The organism is Nonomuraea sp. CA-218870 (assembly GCF_050936535.1).
GTDB lineage: Bacteria > Actinomycetota > Actinomycetes > Streptosporangiales > Streptosporangiaceae > Nonomuraea > Nonomuraea corallina.
Window position 1 is genome coordinate 688,934 of record NZ_JBNJMN010000002.1, and the last position, 16,116, is coordinate 705,049.

General features: G+C 72.5%; 17 protein-coding genes. 7 read left to right on the forward strand and 10 right to left on the reverse strand.

Going from position 1 to position 16,116, the window contains the following annotated elements; translation table 11 throughout:
- Positions 1 to 204 precede the first annotated feature (204 nt).
- Positions 205 to 1,059, forward strand: coding sequence for a hypothetical protein (locus ACQEUU_RS31925; protein ID WP_433072797.1), 855 nt, complete (start codon positions 205 to 207; stop codon positions 1,057 to 1,059).
- A 33-nt stretch (positions 1,060 to 1,092) separates the two neighbouring features.
- On the opposite strand, the gene ACQEUU_RS31930 is transcribed toward ACQEUU_RS31925, so the two are convergent.
- The gene (locus ACQEUU_RS31930; protein WP_433072798.1) at positions 1,093 to 2,319 is read right to left on the reverse strand and encodes a cytochrome P450; all 1,227 of its coding nucleotides are present in this window, start codon (positions 2,317 to 2,319) and stop codon (positions 1,093 to 1,095) included.
- A 223-nt stretch (positions 2,320 to 2,542) separates the two neighbouring features.
- On the opposite strand from ACQEUU_RS31930, the gene ACQEUU_RS31935 reads away from it, so the two are divergent.
- From ACQEUU_RS31935 to ACQEUU_RS31945, 3 genes are read left to right on the forward strand one after another with little or no spacing between them, the layout of a single operon-like run.
- Positions 2,543 to 3,850 (forward strand): L-fuconate dehydratase, encoded by a 1,308-nt coding sequence (locus ACQEUU_RS31935; RefSeq protein WP_433072799.1) that lies wholly within the window; start codon positions 2,543 to 2,545, stop codon positions 3,848 to 3,850.
- The gene (locus ACQEUU_RS31940) at positions 3,847 to 4,587 is read left to right on the forward strand and encodes an SDR family NAD(P)-dependent oxidoreductase (protein WP_433072800.1); all 741 of its coding nucleotides are present in this window, start codon (positions 3,847 to 3,849) and stop codon (positions 4,585 to 4,587) included. Before ACQEUU_RS31935 ends, ACQEUU_RS31940 begins: the two co-directional genes overlap by 4 nt.
- Positions 4,588 to 4,633: 46 nt before the next feature.
- The gene (locus tag ACQEUU_RS31945) at positions 4,634 to 5,560 is read left to right on the forward strand and encodes an aldo/keto reductase (protein WP_433072801.1); all 927 of its coding nucleotides are present in this window, start codon (positions 4,634 to 4,636) and stop codon (positions 5,558 to 5,560) included.
- Here the strand turns inward: ACQEUU_RS31945 and ACQEUU_RS31950 are convergent.
- From ACQEUU_RS31950 to ACQEUU_RS31960, 3 genes are all read right to left on the reverse strand, one after another.
- Complete coding sequence (locus tag ACQEUU_RS31950; protein WP_433072803.1) at positions 5,548 to 5,985, reverse strand: GNAT family N-acetyltransferase; 438 nt, start codon at positions 5,983 to 5,985, stop codon at positions 5,548 to 5,550. The genes ACQEUU_RS31945 and ACQEUU_RS31950 overlap by 13 nt on opposite strands.
- Positions 5,894 to 6,415, reverse strand: a complete 522-nt coding sequence (locus tag ACQEUU_RS31955; protein WP_433072805.1) for a DUF4143 domain-containing protein — start codon at positions 6,413 to 6,415, stop codon at positions 5,894 to 5,896. Before ACQEUU_RS31955 ends, ACQEUU_RS31950 begins: the two co-directional genes overlap by 92 nt.
- A 71-nt stretch (positions 6,416 to 6,486) precedes the next feature.
- Positions 6,487 to 6,660 (reverse strand): AAA family ATPase, encoded by a 174-nt coding sequence (locus ACQEUU_RS31960; protein WP_433072807.1) that lies wholly within the window; start codon positions 6,658 to 6,660, stop codon positions 6,487 to 6,489.
- A gap of 256 nt (positions 6,661 to 6,916) precedes the next feature.
- Between ACQEUU_RS31960 and ACQEUU_RS31965 the strand changes: the two genes are divergently transcribed.
- Positions 6,917 to 7,648: a dienelactone hydrolase family protein gene (locus ACQEUU_RS31965; RefSeq protein WP_433072809.1), complete on the forward strand. Its 732-nt coding sequence runs from the start codon at positions 6,917 to 6,919 to the stop codon at positions 7,646 to 7,648.
- Between the two features lie 225 nt (positions 7,649 to 7,873).
- Positions 7,874 to 9,046, forward strand: coding sequence for a Cmx/CmrA family chloramphenicol efflux MFS transporter (locus ACQEUU_RS31970; RefSeq protein WP_433072811.1), 1,173 nt, complete (start codon positions 7,874 to 7,876; stop codon positions 9,044 to 9,046).
- On the opposite strand, the gene ACQEUU_RS31975 is transcribed toward ACQEUU_RS31970, so the two are convergent.
- Entirely contained in the window at positions 9,001 to 9,948 is a 948-nt protein-coding gene (locus ACQEUU_RS31975) for a DNA polymerase ligase N-terminal domain-containing protein (protein ID WP_433072813.1), read from the reverse strand. The genes ACQEUU_RS31970 and ACQEUU_RS31975 overlap by 46 nt on opposite strands.
- Positions 9,949 to 10,047: 99 nt before the next feature.
- Between ACQEUU_RS31975 and ACQEUU_RS31980 the strand changes: the two genes are divergently transcribed.
- The gene (locus tag ACQEUU_RS31980) at positions 10,048 to 10,905 is read left to right on the forward strand and encodes a hypothetical protein (protein WP_433072815.1); all 858 of its coding nucleotides are present in this window, start codon (positions 10,048 to 10,050) and stop codon (positions 10,903 to 10,905) included.
- 68 nt (positions 10,906 to 10,973) lie between these two features.
- Here the strand turns inward: ACQEUU_RS31980 and ACQEUU_RS31985 are convergent, their stop codons facing one another.
- From ACQEUU_RS31985 to ACQEUU_RS32005, 5 genes are all read right to left on the reverse strand, one after another.
- On the reverse strand, positions 10,974 to 12,065 hold the full coding sequence (locus ACQEUU_RS31985) for an MBL fold metallo-hydrolase (RefSeq protein ID WP_433072817.1): 1,092 nt from the start codon (positions 12,063 to 12,065) through the stop codon (positions 10,974 to 10,976).
- Positions 12,062 to 13,180 carry a steroid 3-ketoacyl-CoA thiolase gene (locus tag ACQEUU_RS31990; protein ID WP_433072819.1) on the reverse strand — a complete coding sequence of 373 codons (1,119 nt, stop codon included), beginning with the start codon at positions 13,178 to 13,180 and terminating at the stop codon, positions 12,062 to 12,064. The genes ACQEUU_RS31985 and ACQEUU_RS31990 overlap by 4 nt, the downstream gene beginning before the upstream one ends.
- A 43-nt stretch (positions 13,181 to 13,223) precedes the next feature.
- The gene (locus tag ACQEUU_RS31995; RefSeq protein WP_433072821.1) at positions 13,224 to 14,219 is read right to left on the reverse strand and encodes a sigma-70 family RNA polymerase sigma factor; all 996 of its coding nucleotides are present in this window, start codon (positions 14,217 to 14,219) and stop codon (positions 13,224 to 13,226) included.
- Positions 14,220 to 14,307: 88 nt separating this feature from the next.
- Positions 14,308 to 15,246, reverse strand: coding sequence for an NADP-dependent oxidoreductase (locus tag ACQEUU_RS32000; protein WP_433074450.1), 939 nt, complete (start codon positions 15,244 to 15,246; stop codon positions 14,308 to 14,310).
- A gap of 97 nt (positions 15,247 to 15,343) precedes the next feature.
- Complete coding sequence (locus ACQEUU_RS32005; RefSeq protein ID WP_433074453.1) at positions 15,344 to 15,973, reverse strand: TetR family transcriptional regulator; 630 nt, start codon at positions 15,971 to 15,973, stop codon at positions 15,344 to 15,346.
- Positions 15,974 to 16,116 lie beyond the last annotated feature (143 nt).

Below are 16,116 nucleotides of genomic sequence, written 5' to 3' on the forward strand. Positions count from 1 at the left end.
GAACCCCGTTCGGCTGCCGCCTGCGCAGGCCGTCTCCCTCAAGCTCGACCCATGACCGCCTCCATCCCCGGGTCCGTTCCGGTAGGTCCCGCACCCGCATCAGTCTCCGGGTCCCCGTTCGTTCCCGGGACCCAGCTCGGGCCCGCCTCCGGCTTGGTCACCGGGCCGGCGTCGAAGGACGCCCCTCATCCGTTCGATGACGACGTGTGGGACAGCCGCACACAGGTGCTGAAGCGCCGGCGGCGGCGGGAGAGGACCGTCTTCCTGGTCCGGGCGCGGCGGGTCACGCGGGCGCTGCCTCAGGCGGTGGTGTGCCGGGCGGCGGCGGCGCGGGTCTGGGGCGTGGAGCTTCTGCACCGGCCCGGGGCGGGCCGGGTGCTGGAGCTGATCGCTCCGGAAGGGCTGGAGATTCCCGGTTGGGTCGTCCACACAGGGCTGCTGCCCGCCGGGGACGTCACTTACCGGGACGGGATCCGCGTCACCACCCCCGACCGCACGGCCTTCGACTGCGCCCACTGGCTGCCCAGGGCGGAGGCCGTGGTGGTGCTGGACCAGTTCCTCCGCCGGGGCCTCGACCTCGACCCGCTGTGGCACCGCACCCTTTCCGGCCGCGCCAGGACCGTGCTGGGCCTCGCCGACCGACGGGCCGCGTCACCGCGGGAGAGCTGGCTGAGGGTGATGCTGGCCGGCTGCGGGCTGCCCAGACCCGCGACGCAGCTCCGCGTCGCTCTCCCCGGAGGCCGCCACGTCCGCCTGGACCTCGGGTGGGAGGCGTACCAGGTCGCGGTCGAGTACGACGGCCGCGAGCATCACACCACCCCCGCCGACCGCCACGACGACGAACGACGCCGCGAGGAGCTGCGCCGCCACGGCTGGCGCGTCATCGTCGCGGGCCCCGACGTCATCCCCGGCCGGGCCGCCGACCTCCTGGAGATCGTGGCGAACGCCCTGATCGAGCGCGGGTGGCAGCCGGGCCCCGAGGGCATGGTGCGGCTCCTCGCCCGCATCCGCGCCACCCGCCGCCCCCGCACTTCCCACCGCCGCAGGTCGTACGGGTAGCACCCGTCAGCCGGCGGCGACGGGCGGGGCTCGTCAGGTCATGGCGACCGGGAGTTCCTTGATGCCGTTGATGAAGTTGGAGCGCAGGCGGCGGGCCGGGCCGGTCTGGCGGAGGCGGGGGTGGCGGCGGGCGAGCTGCTCGAACAGGATCCGGAGCTCCAGCTTGGCCAGGTGGTTGCCGAGGCAGAAGTGGGCGCCGCCGCCGCCGAAGCCGATCTGCGGGTTGGGGTCGCGGCCGATGTCGAAGACCTCGGGGTCGGGGAAGACCGAGGGGTCGCGGTTGGCGGAGCCGTAGAAGACGACGACCTTGTCGTCCTCCTTGATGGCCTGGCCGCCGAGGACCTGGTCGCGGGTGGAGGTGCGGCGGAAGAGGTTGACGGGGGAGACCCAGCGGACGATCTCGTCGGCGGCCGTGGCGGCCAGCGAGGGGTCGGCGACTAGGCGGTCCCACTGGTCGGGATGCTCGAACAGGGCGAGCATGCCGCCGGAGGCCGCGTTGCGGGTGGTCTCGTTGCCGGCCACCACCAGCAGGAGGACGAAGAGGTCGAACTCGTCCTCCGACAGTGTCTCGCCGTTCTCGTCCGTCTGCAGGAGCTTGGTGACGATGTCCTCGCGCGGGTTGGCGCGGCGCTTGGCCGCCAGCTCGTTGGCGTAGGCGTACACCTCGGCGGCGGCGGCGCTGCCTTCCTCGGGGGAGGCGGCGTAGTCGGGGTCCTGGGCGCCGATCATGCGGTTGGACCAGTTGAAGATCTTGTCACGGTCCTCGACGGGGGCGCCGAGCAGCTCGCAGATCACGTAGAGCGGAAGGGGAGCGGCGACCTCGGTGACGAAGTCGGCCTCGGTGCCGAGCTGGTCCAGCAGGTCATCGCAGATGTCGCGGATGTGCTGTTCGAGCGCCCCGATGGCGCGGGGGGTGAAGCCCCGGTTGACCAGGGAGCGGCGGCGGGTGTGCTCGGGCGGGTCCTGGTTGAGCATCATCAGGCGTTGCAGCGCCCGCTGCTCCTCGGGCATCTCGTTGAACAGGGCCAGCTTCCGCGCCGACGAGAACAGCTCGGAGTGGCGCGAGACGTGCACCACGTCCTCGTAGCGGGTGACGGCCCAGAACCCGGGCTCGCCCTCGTGCCGGTGCACCGGATCATGCTGCCTGAGCCAGGCGAACTGCTCGTGCGGAGGCCCGGTGGCGGCGTAGAGGTCCTGGTCGACGAGGTCGATGTGCACCCGGCTCACCCTCTTGATCGAGCAGTCGCTGACGAAGCCCACTGAAACGTGTTCTATTACGTGCCTGTACGACCGTCAAGATGACCGGCGAGCCGGGCGGCAAACCTGCGGCCCTGCTCTCACCCGCGCGGTGAGGGCTCTTGACACGCGCCCGAAATCGCCTTCAGCATGCGAAAGGCCGGACGTCCGAGGTGAGCGAGGGACGCGGAGTGAAGCGGCTTCGAGCAGGACGACCCGCCGCCCGGGATCGGCCGGTGGGCGAGGGATGACGACCGCGCGGGGCTCGGGCCCGTACCGGATCGTCGGGATGGAGACGTACGACGTGCGTTTCCCGACCTCGCGGGAGCTGGACGGTTCCGACGCGATGAACCCCGACCCCGACTACTCGGCCGCGTACGTGGTGCTCAGGACCGACGACGGGCACGCCGGGCACGGGTTCGCGTTCACCATCGGGCGCGGCAACGACGTGCAGACCGGCGCGATCGCCGCGCTGGAGCCGTACGTGGTCGGCCGCGACGCCGAGGACCTGGGCGCGCTCTACAAGGAGCTGGTCCAGGACTCGCAGCTGCGCTGGCTGGGGCCGGAGAAGGGCGTCATGCACATGGCGATCTCGGCCGTGGTCAACGCCCTGTGGGATCTCAAGGCCAGGCGGGCGGGCAGGCCGCTCTGGCTGCTGCTGGCGGAGATGTCGCCGGAGGAGATCATCGGCCTGGTCGACTTCCGGTACCTGAGCGATGCCATGACGCCGGACGAAGCCCTTCAGATCCTGAAAAATGGGGAAAAGGGGAAGCGGGAGCGCATCGAACACCTCGAAAAGGTCGGCTACCCCGCCTACACCACCTCCCCCGGCTGGCTCGGCTACGACGACGACAAGCTGCGCCGCCTCTGCCGGGAGGCGCTCGACCAGGGCTTCGGCCAGATCAAGCTCAAGGTCGGCGCCGACCTCGCCGACGACCTGCGCCGCCTCGCCGTGGCCCGGGAGGTGTGCGGGCCCGATTACCCGATCGCCGTCGACGCCAACCAGCGCTGGGACGTCGCCGAGGCCATCGCATGGGTGACCGCGCTCAAGCCGTTCGCGCCGCACTGGGTGGAGGAGCCGACCAGTCCGGACGACGTGCTCGGCCACGCCGCCATCGCCGAGGGCATCAGGCCCGTCCCGGTCGCGACCGGCGAGCACGTGCAGAACCGCGTCGTGTTCAAGCAGCTGCTCCAGGCCGGCGCGATCTCGTACCTCCAGATCGACGCCACCCGGGTCGGCGGGGTCAACGAGAACCTCGCGATCCTGCTGCTCGCGGCCCGGTTCGGGGTGCCGGTGTGCCCGCACGCCGGCGGCGTGGGGCTCTGCGAGCTGGTGCGGCACCTGTCGATGTTCGACTACGTGGCGGTCACCGGGACCATGGAGAACCGGGTGATCGAGTACGTGGACCACCTGCACGAGCACTTCACCGACCCGGTGGTGATCGAGAACGGCCGCTACCTCGTTCCGTCGGCCCCCGGGTTCAGCTCGGAGATGCGCGCCGAGTCGATCGCCGCCCACACCTACCCCGGCGGAGACGTCTGGAGGAACGCGTGAACCTCAGCGCCATCGTGACCGGCGGCGGCTCCGGCATCGGCCTGGCCACGGCCACCCTGCTCGCCGAGCGCGGCATGCGGGTCGCCTGCCTCGACCTGAACCCGCCGGGCGAGCCGCTGATCGGCATCAGGGCGGACATCACCGACGACGCCGAGGTGCGCCGGGCCGTCGCCGAGGCGGCCGAGCGGCTCGGCGGCGTCGACGTGCTGGTCAACAACGCCGGCATCGGAGCGCAGGGCACGATCGAGGACAACCCGGACGCGGAGTGGCGCCGGGTGTTCGAGGTGAACGTGCTCGGCCTGGTCCGCGTCACCCGCGCCGCGCTGCCGTACCTGCGCAGGTCGGAGCAGGCCTCGATCGTCAACACCTGCTCGGTCGCGGCCACCGCCGGCCTGCCGCGGCGCGCCCTCTACAGCGCCACCAAGGGCGCGGTGCAGTCGCTCACGCTGGCCATGGCCGCCGACCACCTGCACGAGGGCATCCGGGTCAACTGCGTCAACCCGGGCACCGCCGACACCCCCTGGGTCACCCGGCTGCTCGACGCCGCCGACGACCCCGCGGCCGAGCGGGCCGCGCTGGAGGCCAGGCAGCCGATGGGCCGCCTGGTCAGCGCCGGGGAGGTCGCCGCGGCGATCGCCTACCTGGCCGGCCCCGAGTCCGGCGCGACCACCGGCACGGTCCTGGCCGTCGACGGCGGCATGCAGGGACTCAGGCTCCCGCCGCGCGGCCCCCGATGAAGACGGCCGGCGACCGCGGGCACGCCGAGCCGGTCGGGGAGCCGGCATGATCGCCCTGCCCCGCGTCGGGCTGGGGACGGCGCCCATCGGCAACCTGTTCTCGGCGGTCGGCGACGAGCAGGCCCGCGCCACCGTCGACGCGGCCTGGGAGAGCGGGGTGCGCCTGTTCGACACCGCGCCGCACTACGGGCTCGGCCTGTCGGAACGCCGCCTGGGCGCGGCGCTCCGCGACAGGTCCGGGTACGTGCTCTCGACCAAGGTCGGCCGGCTGCTGGTGCCCTCGTCCCGCGGCGGCCGTGACTCCCAGGGCTTCGACGTGCCGGGTGACGTCGAGCGGGTGTGGGACTTCTCCCGCGACGGCGTGCTCCGCTCGCTGGAGGAGTCGCTGGAGCGGCTCGGGCTGCCGGGCGTCGACCTCGCGCTCATCCACGACCCGGACGACCACGTCGAACAGGCGCTCTCGGAGGCGTACCCGGCACTGGCCGACCTGCGTGCGCAGGGGGTCGTCCAGGCCATCGGGGTCGGCATGAACCAGTGGCGGGCGCCGTCGAGATTCGTCCGGGAAACGGACATCGACGTGGTCATGCTCGCCGGCCGCTACACCCTGCTCGACCAGTCGGGCCTGCCGCTCCTGGACGCCTGCGCCGCACGGGGCGTCCGGGTGCTGGCGGCAGGGGTCTTCAACAGCGGCATCCTCGCGACCCCCGACCCGTCGGGCACCTTCGACTACGCGCCCGCCCCGCCGGAGCTGCTGGACCGGGCCCGGCGGATCGCCTCGGTCTGCGCGGCCCACGGGGTGACGCTCCCGCGGGCCGCGATGGCCTTCCCGCTGCTGCACCCGGCGACGGCGGCGATCGTCCTCGGCGCGCGCTCGCCCGGCGAGGTCAAGACCAACGCCGCGTCGGTGGAGCAGCCCGTCCCCGGCGCGCTCTGGTCCGAACTGCGCGCCGAGGGCCTGCTTCACGAGGAGTAGTGCACCACCCACAGCCCCGGCACCGGCTCGGCCTCGCCGGTCAGTGTGAACCCGAGTCGCTCGTACAGCGTCCTGGCAGGCGTGTTGTCCCGCCCGGTGGAGACCACGACCCCGCGCTCGCCGGCCCTGGCCATGACCTCCTTCACCAGCGCCAGCCCGACGCCTCGGCGGTGCGCGCCTGGGTCCACCATGAGCCGGTCGAGGTCCACCTCCTCGGCGGTCTCCTGCCAGGCCACGGCCCCGAGCAGCGTGCCGTCGTCGTCGAACGCGCCCAGCCAGATGAGCGGCTGGGCCCGCAATTCCTCCGATGTCTCGTGCAGCGGCGGGATGCGGTCATCGCCGATGATCTCCGCCTCGATGCGGTAGGCGGCTCTTTGCAGATCGATCAGGCCCGGCCGATCCGCGGATATTTCGGATATATGCACTCAGCCAACCTCCCACAACGCGCTCACCGGCATCGCCCGCATCCGATCCCCCCACGCGTCCCTGCCGGTTTTCGACAACCGCGTCGACCTCGACCTGGTCCTTGGTCCGATAGGGGAACAGATCCACGCTCTCTTCGGCCCAGGTCAGCTGGCGTGCGATCTCCATGAGCACGAATCCTTCGAGCAAGGGTCCGAACATGCTGCCGGGGCGGACCAGCCCGCGCGTGTCCGTGCCGAGGAGATTCGCCGCGACGCCTGAGTCCACGAAGGCCACCTTGGGCATGCCGACGACGCGGTTGCCCAGGCTCAAGGCGTTGGCCTTCAGAAGCTGGCCCGAGCGTGCTGCGATCACCTTCAGCAGGTTGCGCGCCTCAGGCATACGCTGGATCTCCGAGAGCTGACGGACGTCTCGAGAGATCAGGCTGCTCACATACGATTCGAAGAACCGTTGACTTCTTCTCCCGCTCGACCGGGCCACGCTTTCGGGGAAACCTCCTCGTATCAGGCGAGCGGCATAGTCCGTACGTGAGACGCCGGACGCATGGTGGAGAGCCGGTCCGTCTGAAGGCGGGAGGAGCCGGTCAGCAGGTAGCGGCCAGGGCGTTGGTCGGCGTCGACCTGAGCCTTGATGGCGAGCAGCGACTCGGGCGCCCGTTGGATCTCGTCGATGACCATCGTGCCGGGAGCTTCGGCGAAACCATCGGGATCGGCTTAGGGGAGTCGAGGCGTTTGGCGACCACGCCGGGCAGGCCGGTGGAATGGTCGGTCGGCGCGCTCGAACGGGGAAGCCCTCCGTGGTAGGTTCGGCGGCGGCATGCGCCGCTGCGAGCTGAGGAGGTGAGACCGATCAACGCTGTGACAGGTCGGGGCTCCCTCCCTCGCATGGTCCAGGGAGTGCCCGGAGAAGGCATCCTGAAAGGCCCGAAACGCTATGCGCTTCACCTCCGAGACGTCGTCCGACGGCGTCTCCGAACAGCTCTTCACCCTCGGTGAGATCCCCGGCGTGCTGTGGACGCCGGAAGACGCCACCGGTCCCCGTCCTCTCGTCCTGATGGGCCACGGCGGCGGCCAGCACAAGAAGGCTCCCGGCATCGTGTTCCGTGCGGGCCGCTTCGTGGCCGAGTGCGGTTACGCGGTGGTGGCGGTCGATGTGCCCGGCCATGGGGACCGGCCGAAGGACGAGGAGTACGACCGGATCGCGACCGAGAACCAGGCCCGCGCGGACGCCGGAGAGGAACTGGCTCCGCTGATCGCCTCCTTCCAGGCCCTCGTGGCCCGCCAGACCGTCCGGGAGTGGCGGGCGGTCCTGGACGCGGTCCAGAAGCTCGACCACGTCGGCGCCGGCCCGGTGGGCTACTGGGGTGTGTCGCTGGGCTGCGGCCTCGGCGTCCCGTTCGTCGCCGCCGAGCCCCGGGTCCGGGCGGCGGTCCTCGGGTTGGGCGGGGCGCTGTCAGCGGCCGAGGACGCCAGGCGGATCACCGTCCCGGTGGAGTTCCTGGTGCAGTGGGACGACGAGCGGGTGCCCAGGGCCCAGGGCCTGGCCCTGTTCGACGCCCTGGGCTCGGCCGAGAAGACGCTGCACGCCAACCCCGGCAAGCACGCGGAGATTCCGGCGTTCGAGCTGGACAGCACGCTGCGGTTCTTCGCCCGCCACCTCCGCTGACCACGGAGCGCCGGCCGGGACCCGCTCCCGGCCGGCGCGTCCGGCAGGCACGTGGGTCACGCGGATATTCGGTTGGCATCGCAGGACGCCCGTTGTTAGGTTGCCGGACGTGTCCAGCCCAGAGGCGTCAAGACGGTAGCCACCGGTCGTCCGGTGGCGTAAAGAGACCACCGGATCACCGGCCCCGCTTTCCTGTCGATCCCTCTCTGGGTGCGGAGCCTCTTCATGCCTTTCTTCGTCTACCTGCTCGGGCTGGCCGTGTTCGCCATGGGCACGTCCGAGTTCATGCTGTCCGGCCTGGTGCCGGGCGTCGCCCAGGACCTGGGCGTGACCATCCCGGAAGCCGGTCGACTCACCTCGGCGTTCGCCGTCGGGATGATCGTCGGCGCGCCGCTGATGGCGATCCTGAGCCTGCGCTGGCCCCGGCGGCGCGCGCTGCTGGCGTTCCTGGCGGTCTTCCTGCTCGTGCACGTCCTCGGCGCGGTCACCACGAGCTTCGACGTCCTGCTGCTGACGCGGGTCGTCGGGGCGCTCGCCAACGCCGGGTTCCTGGCCGTGGCGCTGTCGGCGGCCACCGGCCTGGTCGCGCCGGACGCCAAGGGACGCGCCACCGCCGTCCTGCTCGGCGGGGTCACCGCCGCCTGCGTCGTCGGAGTGCCCGCGGGGGCGCTGCTCGGCCAGGTGTGGGGGTGGCGGTCGGCGTTCTGGGCGGTCGCCCTGGTGTCGGCGCCCGCGTTCGCCGCGATACTCAGGTCGGTGCCCGCCTCTCCGGCCGTCGTCTCCCGTGAGGGTGGGGCGCGACCGGAGCTCGGGGCGCTGCGCGACCGGCGCCTGCTGGTGACGCTGCTGCTCGGCGCGCTGGTGAACGGGGCGACCTTCTGCGCCTACACCTACCTCGCGCCGATCGTCACCGACGTGGCGGGGATGGGCACGGCGTGGGTGCCCGCCGTGCTGGCGCTCTTCGGCCTCGGTTCGTTCGCCGGCGTCACCGTCGCCGGCCGGGTCGCCGACGTACGGCCCGCGCGGCTGCTGGTCCTGGGCGGGGCGGCGCTGCTCGCCGGGTGGGTGGTGTTCGCGCTGACCGCCGGGAGCCCGGTGGCGACGGTCGTGCTCGTCCTCGTCCAGGGGACGCTCGCGTTCGCCGTCGGCTCGACGCTGATCTCCCAAGTCCTCTACGCCGCCTCGGGCGCGCCGACGCTGGGCGGCGCGTTCGCCACGGCGGCGTTCAACGTCGGCGCGGCGCTCGGCCCCTGGCTGGGCGGTCTCGCCATCGGCGCCGGCTACGGGTTCCGCTCGCCGCTGTGGGTGAGCGCGCTGCTGGTGGCGCTCGCCCTCGCCGTCCTGGTCCGGCGTCAGGACGGGATGAACAGCCAGGCCGCCGACTCGCCCGGCTCGTAGGGGGAGTCGAGGCGTTTGGCGACCACGCCGGGCAGGCCCTGCTCGCGTGCCGCCGTAAGGACCGGCCGGGCGTCGCCGGGCCAGGAGGGGGAGGTCTGCCAGCGGGGGGCGGACAGGTCCAGCGCTTCCAGGGCCGCCCGGCGGACCTCGTACGGCTCGTCCAGCAGCGTCCGGCCGTCGTCGTACAGCAGGTCGTAGAAGACCAGCAGCTCGGCGCCCGAGAGGGTGGTGAGCTCGCCGTCCAGGAGGGCGGTGCGGCTGCCGAACGACTCCGCGAGCGCCCGCAGCCACGGGTGCTCGCGGGCGGCGGCGGTGCGGCCGCCCTCGATCGGGACCAGCAGGCGGCGTCCGCCCCAGGCGAACTCGTACGCGTAGGCGGCGGCGTCGCGCGGCGGGCGCGAGCGGCGGACGGGGAGCATGGGCGTGACGTCCGGCAGCGGGTCACGGGACGGGGGGTCCATGCGGTGGATCATCCAGTTCTTGCCGTTCGTCCGGAACAGTACGAACCGGCCCTCGGCGCGTGAGCCGTGCAGCACGATCTTGACCTCGCGCTCCGACCACTTCTCGGTCTCGTACGTGCCCTGGTCCCAGATCGTCATGGCGCCGCCGCCGTACTCGCCCTGGGGGATCTCGCCGTGGAAGGTGAGGTACTCCATCGGATGGTCCTCGGTGTGCACGGCCAGGTGGTTGGTGGCGGGGTCGGCCGGCAGGCCCCGGGGGATGGCCCAGGAGACCAGGACGCCGTCGCGTTCCAGGCGCAGGTCCCAGTGCAGGGATCGGGCGTGGTGCTCCTGGATGACGAAGGAAGCCCCGCCGCGCGGCTCCGGGGGCTCCTCGGGGACGGGTTCGGGGGTACGGCTGGCGTTGCGTTTGCTCCTGTATTGGTTGAGTTTGTCAGCCACACTGGCGTCCTACCCGACTTCGCCCATGCGTGAGCGAACCCGGTCCCGGTTCTGGAAAGATGATCTCCTCAGCATCCCCCTCCCTAGGACTGCAGAATCATGAGGCGTTGGATCCTTCCCGCGGCCGTCGCGCTGGCCGCAACCCTGCTCGCCGCCCCCGCCGCGGCCCAGGCGGCACCCGACCCGGCGCAGGCCGTCAAGGCGCAGCTGCGGCCCGAGCGCGGCGTGCGCGTCGCCGAGGTGTCGCGGACCGTGACCAGCCAGGCGTCCATCCGGACGCGCTACCACAGCGGCATCCAGCTCGCCCCGACCGGGCCGGTCGCCTCGTGGGCGGACGTCGAGGACGCCTCCGACTCCCGAAGCGGCGACGGTCAGGGCAGCAAGCCTGGCCAGCGGGCCGCCGTGGGCACGTCCGTCTACACCACCGGCGAGGCCGTCGCCGAGTTCCTGCCCAAGGACAAGCTCTGGGTCCGGACGAGGCAGGACGACAGCCACCCCAACCTGGCGCTCGCCGTGGCCAGCAAGCAGACGATCAACGTGTTCGACCCGGCCGTGCTCAAGACCGCGCTCAAGGGCAAGCGCGCCAAGGCGGTCTCCGGCGGCCACCTCTACCAGGGCACGATCACCTACGCCCAGCTGTACGCGGCCGCCAAGGGCTACTACGGCGGGCTCTTCGACGGCGCCCCCCGCGGCGCCTACGCCAAGACCGCCGTCTCCTGGCGGCTCTGGACCGACGCCCGCGGCCTGCCCGTGCGGCTCTCGACCACCGAGCGGGCCAGGTCGGGCGCCTACCGCACCATCGACACCCGCTACTCCGGCTGGGGCGAGCACTTGATCATCACCGCCCCGGCGAAGGCCGAGGTCGTGGACTGGGAGGAGCGCCGCCGTCCCGGCCCCGACGCTCCGGAGAGCGACATCGGCCTGTCGGCGGCCCATTCCGAGCCGTACGCGTCCTGAGGCGGACGGCGGCGTTCACCGGCGGCCTCCCGGCTGAGCGGCCGGCTGACCGGCCCGGACGGGGACGGTCAGGGGAGGTCGCGCCGGTGACCGCCGCCGTTCTCTCCCCGGGCCCCGGGTGTCCAGGACTCCAGGGCTTGGAAACGTACCGGATCGCCTCCCGGGAGGCGGCGGAGCGCCCCGCGGACCTCCAGGGCGCGCAGGTGGGCGGCGGCCTCGCCGGCCGCCATGCCGCGCAGCATCGGCGGCAGCTCGGACCAGGGCCGGTTCCAGGTCATCTCCGCGGCGGTCTCCCAGATGGTCAGCGGCTCCGCGCGTTCGGCCAGCAGGGCGTGGAGCCGGTCGAGCTTCTCCTCGTGATGGAGACGGATCTCAGCGGCTCGCGCGGCCACATCCGGAAAAGTCCACTCATGCGCGGGCAGAGCGCCCAGGTCTCCCAGCGTGCCGACCTTGTCCAGGGACTCCAGGAAGTCGCCCAGCGGGTCGATGTCGTCCCGGTCGAAGGGATATATCCCGATGTGCGGGGTGATGCCGGGAAGGACGTGGTCGCCGGTGAAGAGGTGGTCGGCGTCCTCCAGGTGCAGGCAGACGTGGCCCGGAGTGTGGCCGGGTGTGTGCACCACCCGCAGCTTCCTGCCCGGCAGGTCGACCAGGTCGCCGTCGCGCAGCCGCCGATCGGCCGGCGCGGGTGGCCGCTGCCTGCCGTCGGAGGGCATCACGTCGGGCACGTCCTCCGAGGGCGCCCCGGCCCGGCGCAGCATGTCGGTCTGGAAGGCGCCGCGGACGTCCGGGGCGACGCCGTTCATCATGTCGACGAGGGCCGCGTCCGCCTCGTGCATGGCGATCCAGGCGCCCGAAGCCTCCCGCACCTGCCCGGCCAGCCCGGCGTGGTCGGGGTGGAAGTGGGTGACGACCACCCCGTGCACCGCCGCCACGTCGATCCCCGCCACCGCGAGCCCGTCACGCAGGGCCGCCCACGCCTCCGGGTGGTTCCATCCAGCGTCCACCAGCACCGGCCCGCGCGGGGACTCGATCGCGTACACGAGCGTATAGCCGAGCGGGTTGCCGGGGATCGGCACGGGCACGCTCCACACCCCGAAGCCGAGGTCCAGCGGGCGCTGCTCGGCGTACGCACGGCGTGCGGTCCTGGAGCGGGTCACGCGACGCGCTCGATGATCGTGGCCGTGGCCAGCGCGCCGCCCGCGCACATGGTCACCAGCGCCGTCGAGCGGTCGGACCGCTCGAGCTCGTGCAGCGCCGTGGTGATCAGCCGCGCCCCCGTCGCCCCGACCGGGTGGCCGAGCGCGATCGCGCCGCCGTTGACGTTGACCCGGTCGAGGTCGGGCTCGTGCACGTGGGCCCAGGACAGCGCCACCGACGCGAACGCCTCGTTGACCTCGAACAGGTCGATGTCGCCGACGCTCATCCCGGCCGCCGCCAGCGCCTTCGCGGTCGCGTCCACGGGCCCGTCCAGGTGATAGTACGGCTCCGCGCCGACGAGCGTCTGGGCCAGGATCCGCGCCCGGGGGCGCAGCCCGTGGCGCGCGGCGGCCTCCCTGCTCATCAGCAGCACGGCGGCGGCGCCGTCGGAGATCTGCGAGGAGGTGCCGGCGGTGTGCAGCCCGGCCTCGCCCAGCACCGGCTTGAGCCGGGCCAGCCCTTCGACCGTGGTCTCGCGCAGGCCCTCGTCCCTGGTGACGTCGCCGACCGGGACGATCTCCCGCTCGAACCGTCCGTCGGACCACGCCTTGGCGGCCCGCTGCTGTGACCGGGCGCCGAACCAGTCGAGCCGCTCGCGGGTGAGCCCTCGCCGCCTGGCGATCCGCTCGGCGGCGGTGAACTGGTCGGGCAGGTCGATGGTCCAGTCGTCGGGCCGCGGGTCGGCGGGCAGCACGTTGCTGCCGAGTGGAGCCCGGCTCATCACCTCGACGCCGCAGCCCACGCCGACGTCCATTGCCCCGGCCGCGATCATCGCCGCCGCGAGGTGCACCGCCTGCTGGGAGGAGCCGCACTGGGCGTCGACGGTGGTCACGCCCGTCTGATAGGGGAGACCGGCGTAGAGCCAGGCGTGCCTGCCGACGTGGCCGCCCTGCTCGCCCGCCTGGGTCACGCACCCCGCGAACACCTGGTCCACCAGCGCGGCGTCGATCCCGGCCCGTCCGATCAGGCCGTTGAGCGCGGTGGCGAGCACCTGCTGCGGTTTCAGCCCGGCCAACCGGCCGCCGCGCTTGCCGATCGGGGTGCGGACGGCCTCGACGATGACGGGGGTGCGCACATTCGCCTCCAGAACGTTACTCTGGTCGCGACTGTAACTTGTTCTACTTTGATCCGGAAGCCCTGGCCGGCATCGAGGCCGGCAGCCCGAACCGTGCGAACATGCCCGGCTCGAAGAACATCGCGACATGGCTGACCTGCGGCCCGTCGAAGTCGAGCACCTGCACCGCGAACTCCCGATAGGCGTCGCCCTCGCGCAGATAGAGGGCGAACGCCTCCTGCCCGTTGGCCCGTGCCGGAACCAGCCGCAGATCCTCAGGCGCCTCTGCGGGGCACTGCGCTTGCACGAGCCGGGCGATGTCTTCCGCGCCCTGGTACCACCCGTCGTAGGGGGGCATCTCGAAGACCGCGTCCTTGGTGAACAGCTCGACGATCGCCCTGACGTCGTAGGACTCGAACGCCTCGACGTAGCGGTCGAGCTGCTCGCGCTGCTCAGGAGTGAGCGGCCGCGGCCGGTCGTCGAGGCTCGGCGCGACCTGCTCCAACTGGGCGCGGGCGCGCTGCAGCACGCTGTTGACGGCCGTGGTCGTGGTGTCGAGCACCTCGGCCACCTCGGCGGCCCGCCACTTGAGCACGTCGCGCAGGACCAGCACCGCCCGCTGGCGCGGCGGCAGGTGCTGCAGGGCCGCGACGAGCGCGAGCCGGATGCTCTCGCGGGCGGTCACGATGGCGGCCGGGTCGTCGCCGCCCGCGCCCACCATCCCGTCGGGGACCGGCTCCAGCCACGGCACCTCGTGCCGCTCCACCAGCGGCGCGGTCGGCTCCGACGCCGGCGCGCCCAGCCCGGTCGGCAGCGGCCGGCGCCCCCGGCTGTCGAGCGCGGTCAGGCACTGCGTGGTGGCGATGCGGTAGAGCCACGTGCGCAGGGACGAACGCCCCTCGAACCCCTCATAGTGGCGCCAGGCCCGCAGGTAGGTCTCCTGCACCAGGTCCTCGGCGTCGTGCACCGAGCCCATCATGCGGTAACAGTGGGCGAGCAACTCCCGGCGCATCGGGTCGGCCTGCCGGAGGAACTCCTCGTGAGATGGCCTTTCGGTCATCCCTCCTATATAGACGACGGCACCGACAGATCTCCGGCGCCCTCTGCGGCAACGCCCCCGGGCGCGTCCGGCCGGGGGCGTGGCGCGATCAGTGCGGCACCGTGAGAACGATCTTGCCCGTGGTGCGGCCGGTCTCGCCGAGCTCGTGCGCCTTGGCCGCCTCCGTCAGCGGCAGGACGGCGGCCACCTCAGCGCGCAGCCTCCCCGCCTCCATCAGCGCCGCCAGCGTGCGCATGGCGGCGTGGTCCGGCTCCACCAGCATGGCCGCCGACCTGATGCCCAGCGCGGCCGCCTCGTCGTGCACCGCCTCGTCCATCGCCGACAGGGCGAGCGTGACGAGCGTGCCGCCGGGGCGCAGGACGCGCAGCGAGCGATGCCCGTAGTCGCCGGCGATGCCGTCCAGCACCACGTCCACGTCGCGTACCGTCTCGGCGAAGTCGACGGCGCGGTAGTCGACGAGCTCGTCCGCGCCGAGCCGGCGCAGGAACTCGTGCTTGCCCGCGCTCGCGGTGCCGATCACGTGCGCGCCGCGCGCCTTGGCGATCTGCACCGCGAAGTGGCCCACCCCGCCGGCCGCCGCGTGCACCAGGACGCGCTGGCCCTCTTTGAGCCCGGCGACGTCGACCAGCGCCTGCCACGCGGTCAGCGCGGCGAGCGGGACGGCGGCCGCCTCCACGTGGTCGGCGGCGGGCGGCTTGCGGACGAAGTGACGGGACGGCGCCGTGACGTACTGGGCGTAGGCGCCGTTGCCGAAGGGGTAGCGCAGCATGCCGAAGACCTCGTCGCCCGGCGCGTACAGGACCTGGCCGATCCCGGAGTCCTCCACCACGCCGGAGACGTCGTGCCCGAGGGTGAACGGCGGCGCGCCCAGCAGCCCGCCGGTGGCGCGTGTCTTCCAGTCGGTCGGGTTGACCGAGGTGGCCTCCACCCGTACCAGCACCTCGGTCGGGCCGGGCACCGGCCTGTCGGTTTCCGTCACCTTCAGCACCTCGGGCCCGCCGAGCGAGTCCTGGGTGATCGCGAGCATTCTCATGCCGACCAGCTTGCGCCTCCGACGGGTGTACGGGCGAGCGGCCGGGAAGCCAACATCCGCAAAGATCCGGCCAACGCCGGACCGGGCAGCGTCAGATGTCGCCGAGCAGGCGGGAGGCGGCGATCTCGATGCGCCGCTGGATCTGGTCGTGGGTGCGCCGGCCGCGGAGGATCTCCAGGAGCTCCTGGACCCAGACGCTCGCCAGCGAGCCCGCCAGGGCGAGCTGCTCCTCGGTGGCCTGCTCGGGGGTGAGGCCACCGGTGGAGACGCGGAGCAGGAGGCCGGCCATGCGGTCGCCGAGGGGGATCTCGACGTCGTCGGCGAGGATGAGCGAGCGGATGAGCGCGTCGGCCAGCTCGGGCTCGCGCATGAGCCCCCGGGTGGCCCGCATCAGCACGTCGACCGCGCGCCCCGACGCGGTGTCCGCGCTCGGCGGACGGCGCTCGATGCTGCTCTCCAGCAGGTCGATCTCCTCGCCGACGACCGCCACGACGAGATCCATCTTGGACGGGAAGTAGCGGTAGAGGGTGCCGAGCGCCACGCCCGCCCGCTCGGCGACGGTGCGCATCTGCATGGCCTCGACCCCGCCGCGCGAGGCGAGGGCCGCGGCGGCCTGGACGATGCGCTTGCGGCGCTGGTGCTGGCTGCGCGATCGGGCGCCCTGTCCGCCCGGTAGGGGGCCGCCGGACGGGAGCCCGTCGGCGGTGAGGTCGTGCTCCATGGTCCTCTCGGGGGTGGTGGGGGGTGCGGCGATGGCTCCCTGAAGGGCCGCCTGCGGAGTGCGCATAAGAACACGTTATCTGATTTCCCGACGCCCCGGCTTGTTACTCGCGAGTCACAAAGAAGGCCTATCAGTGCATGTCT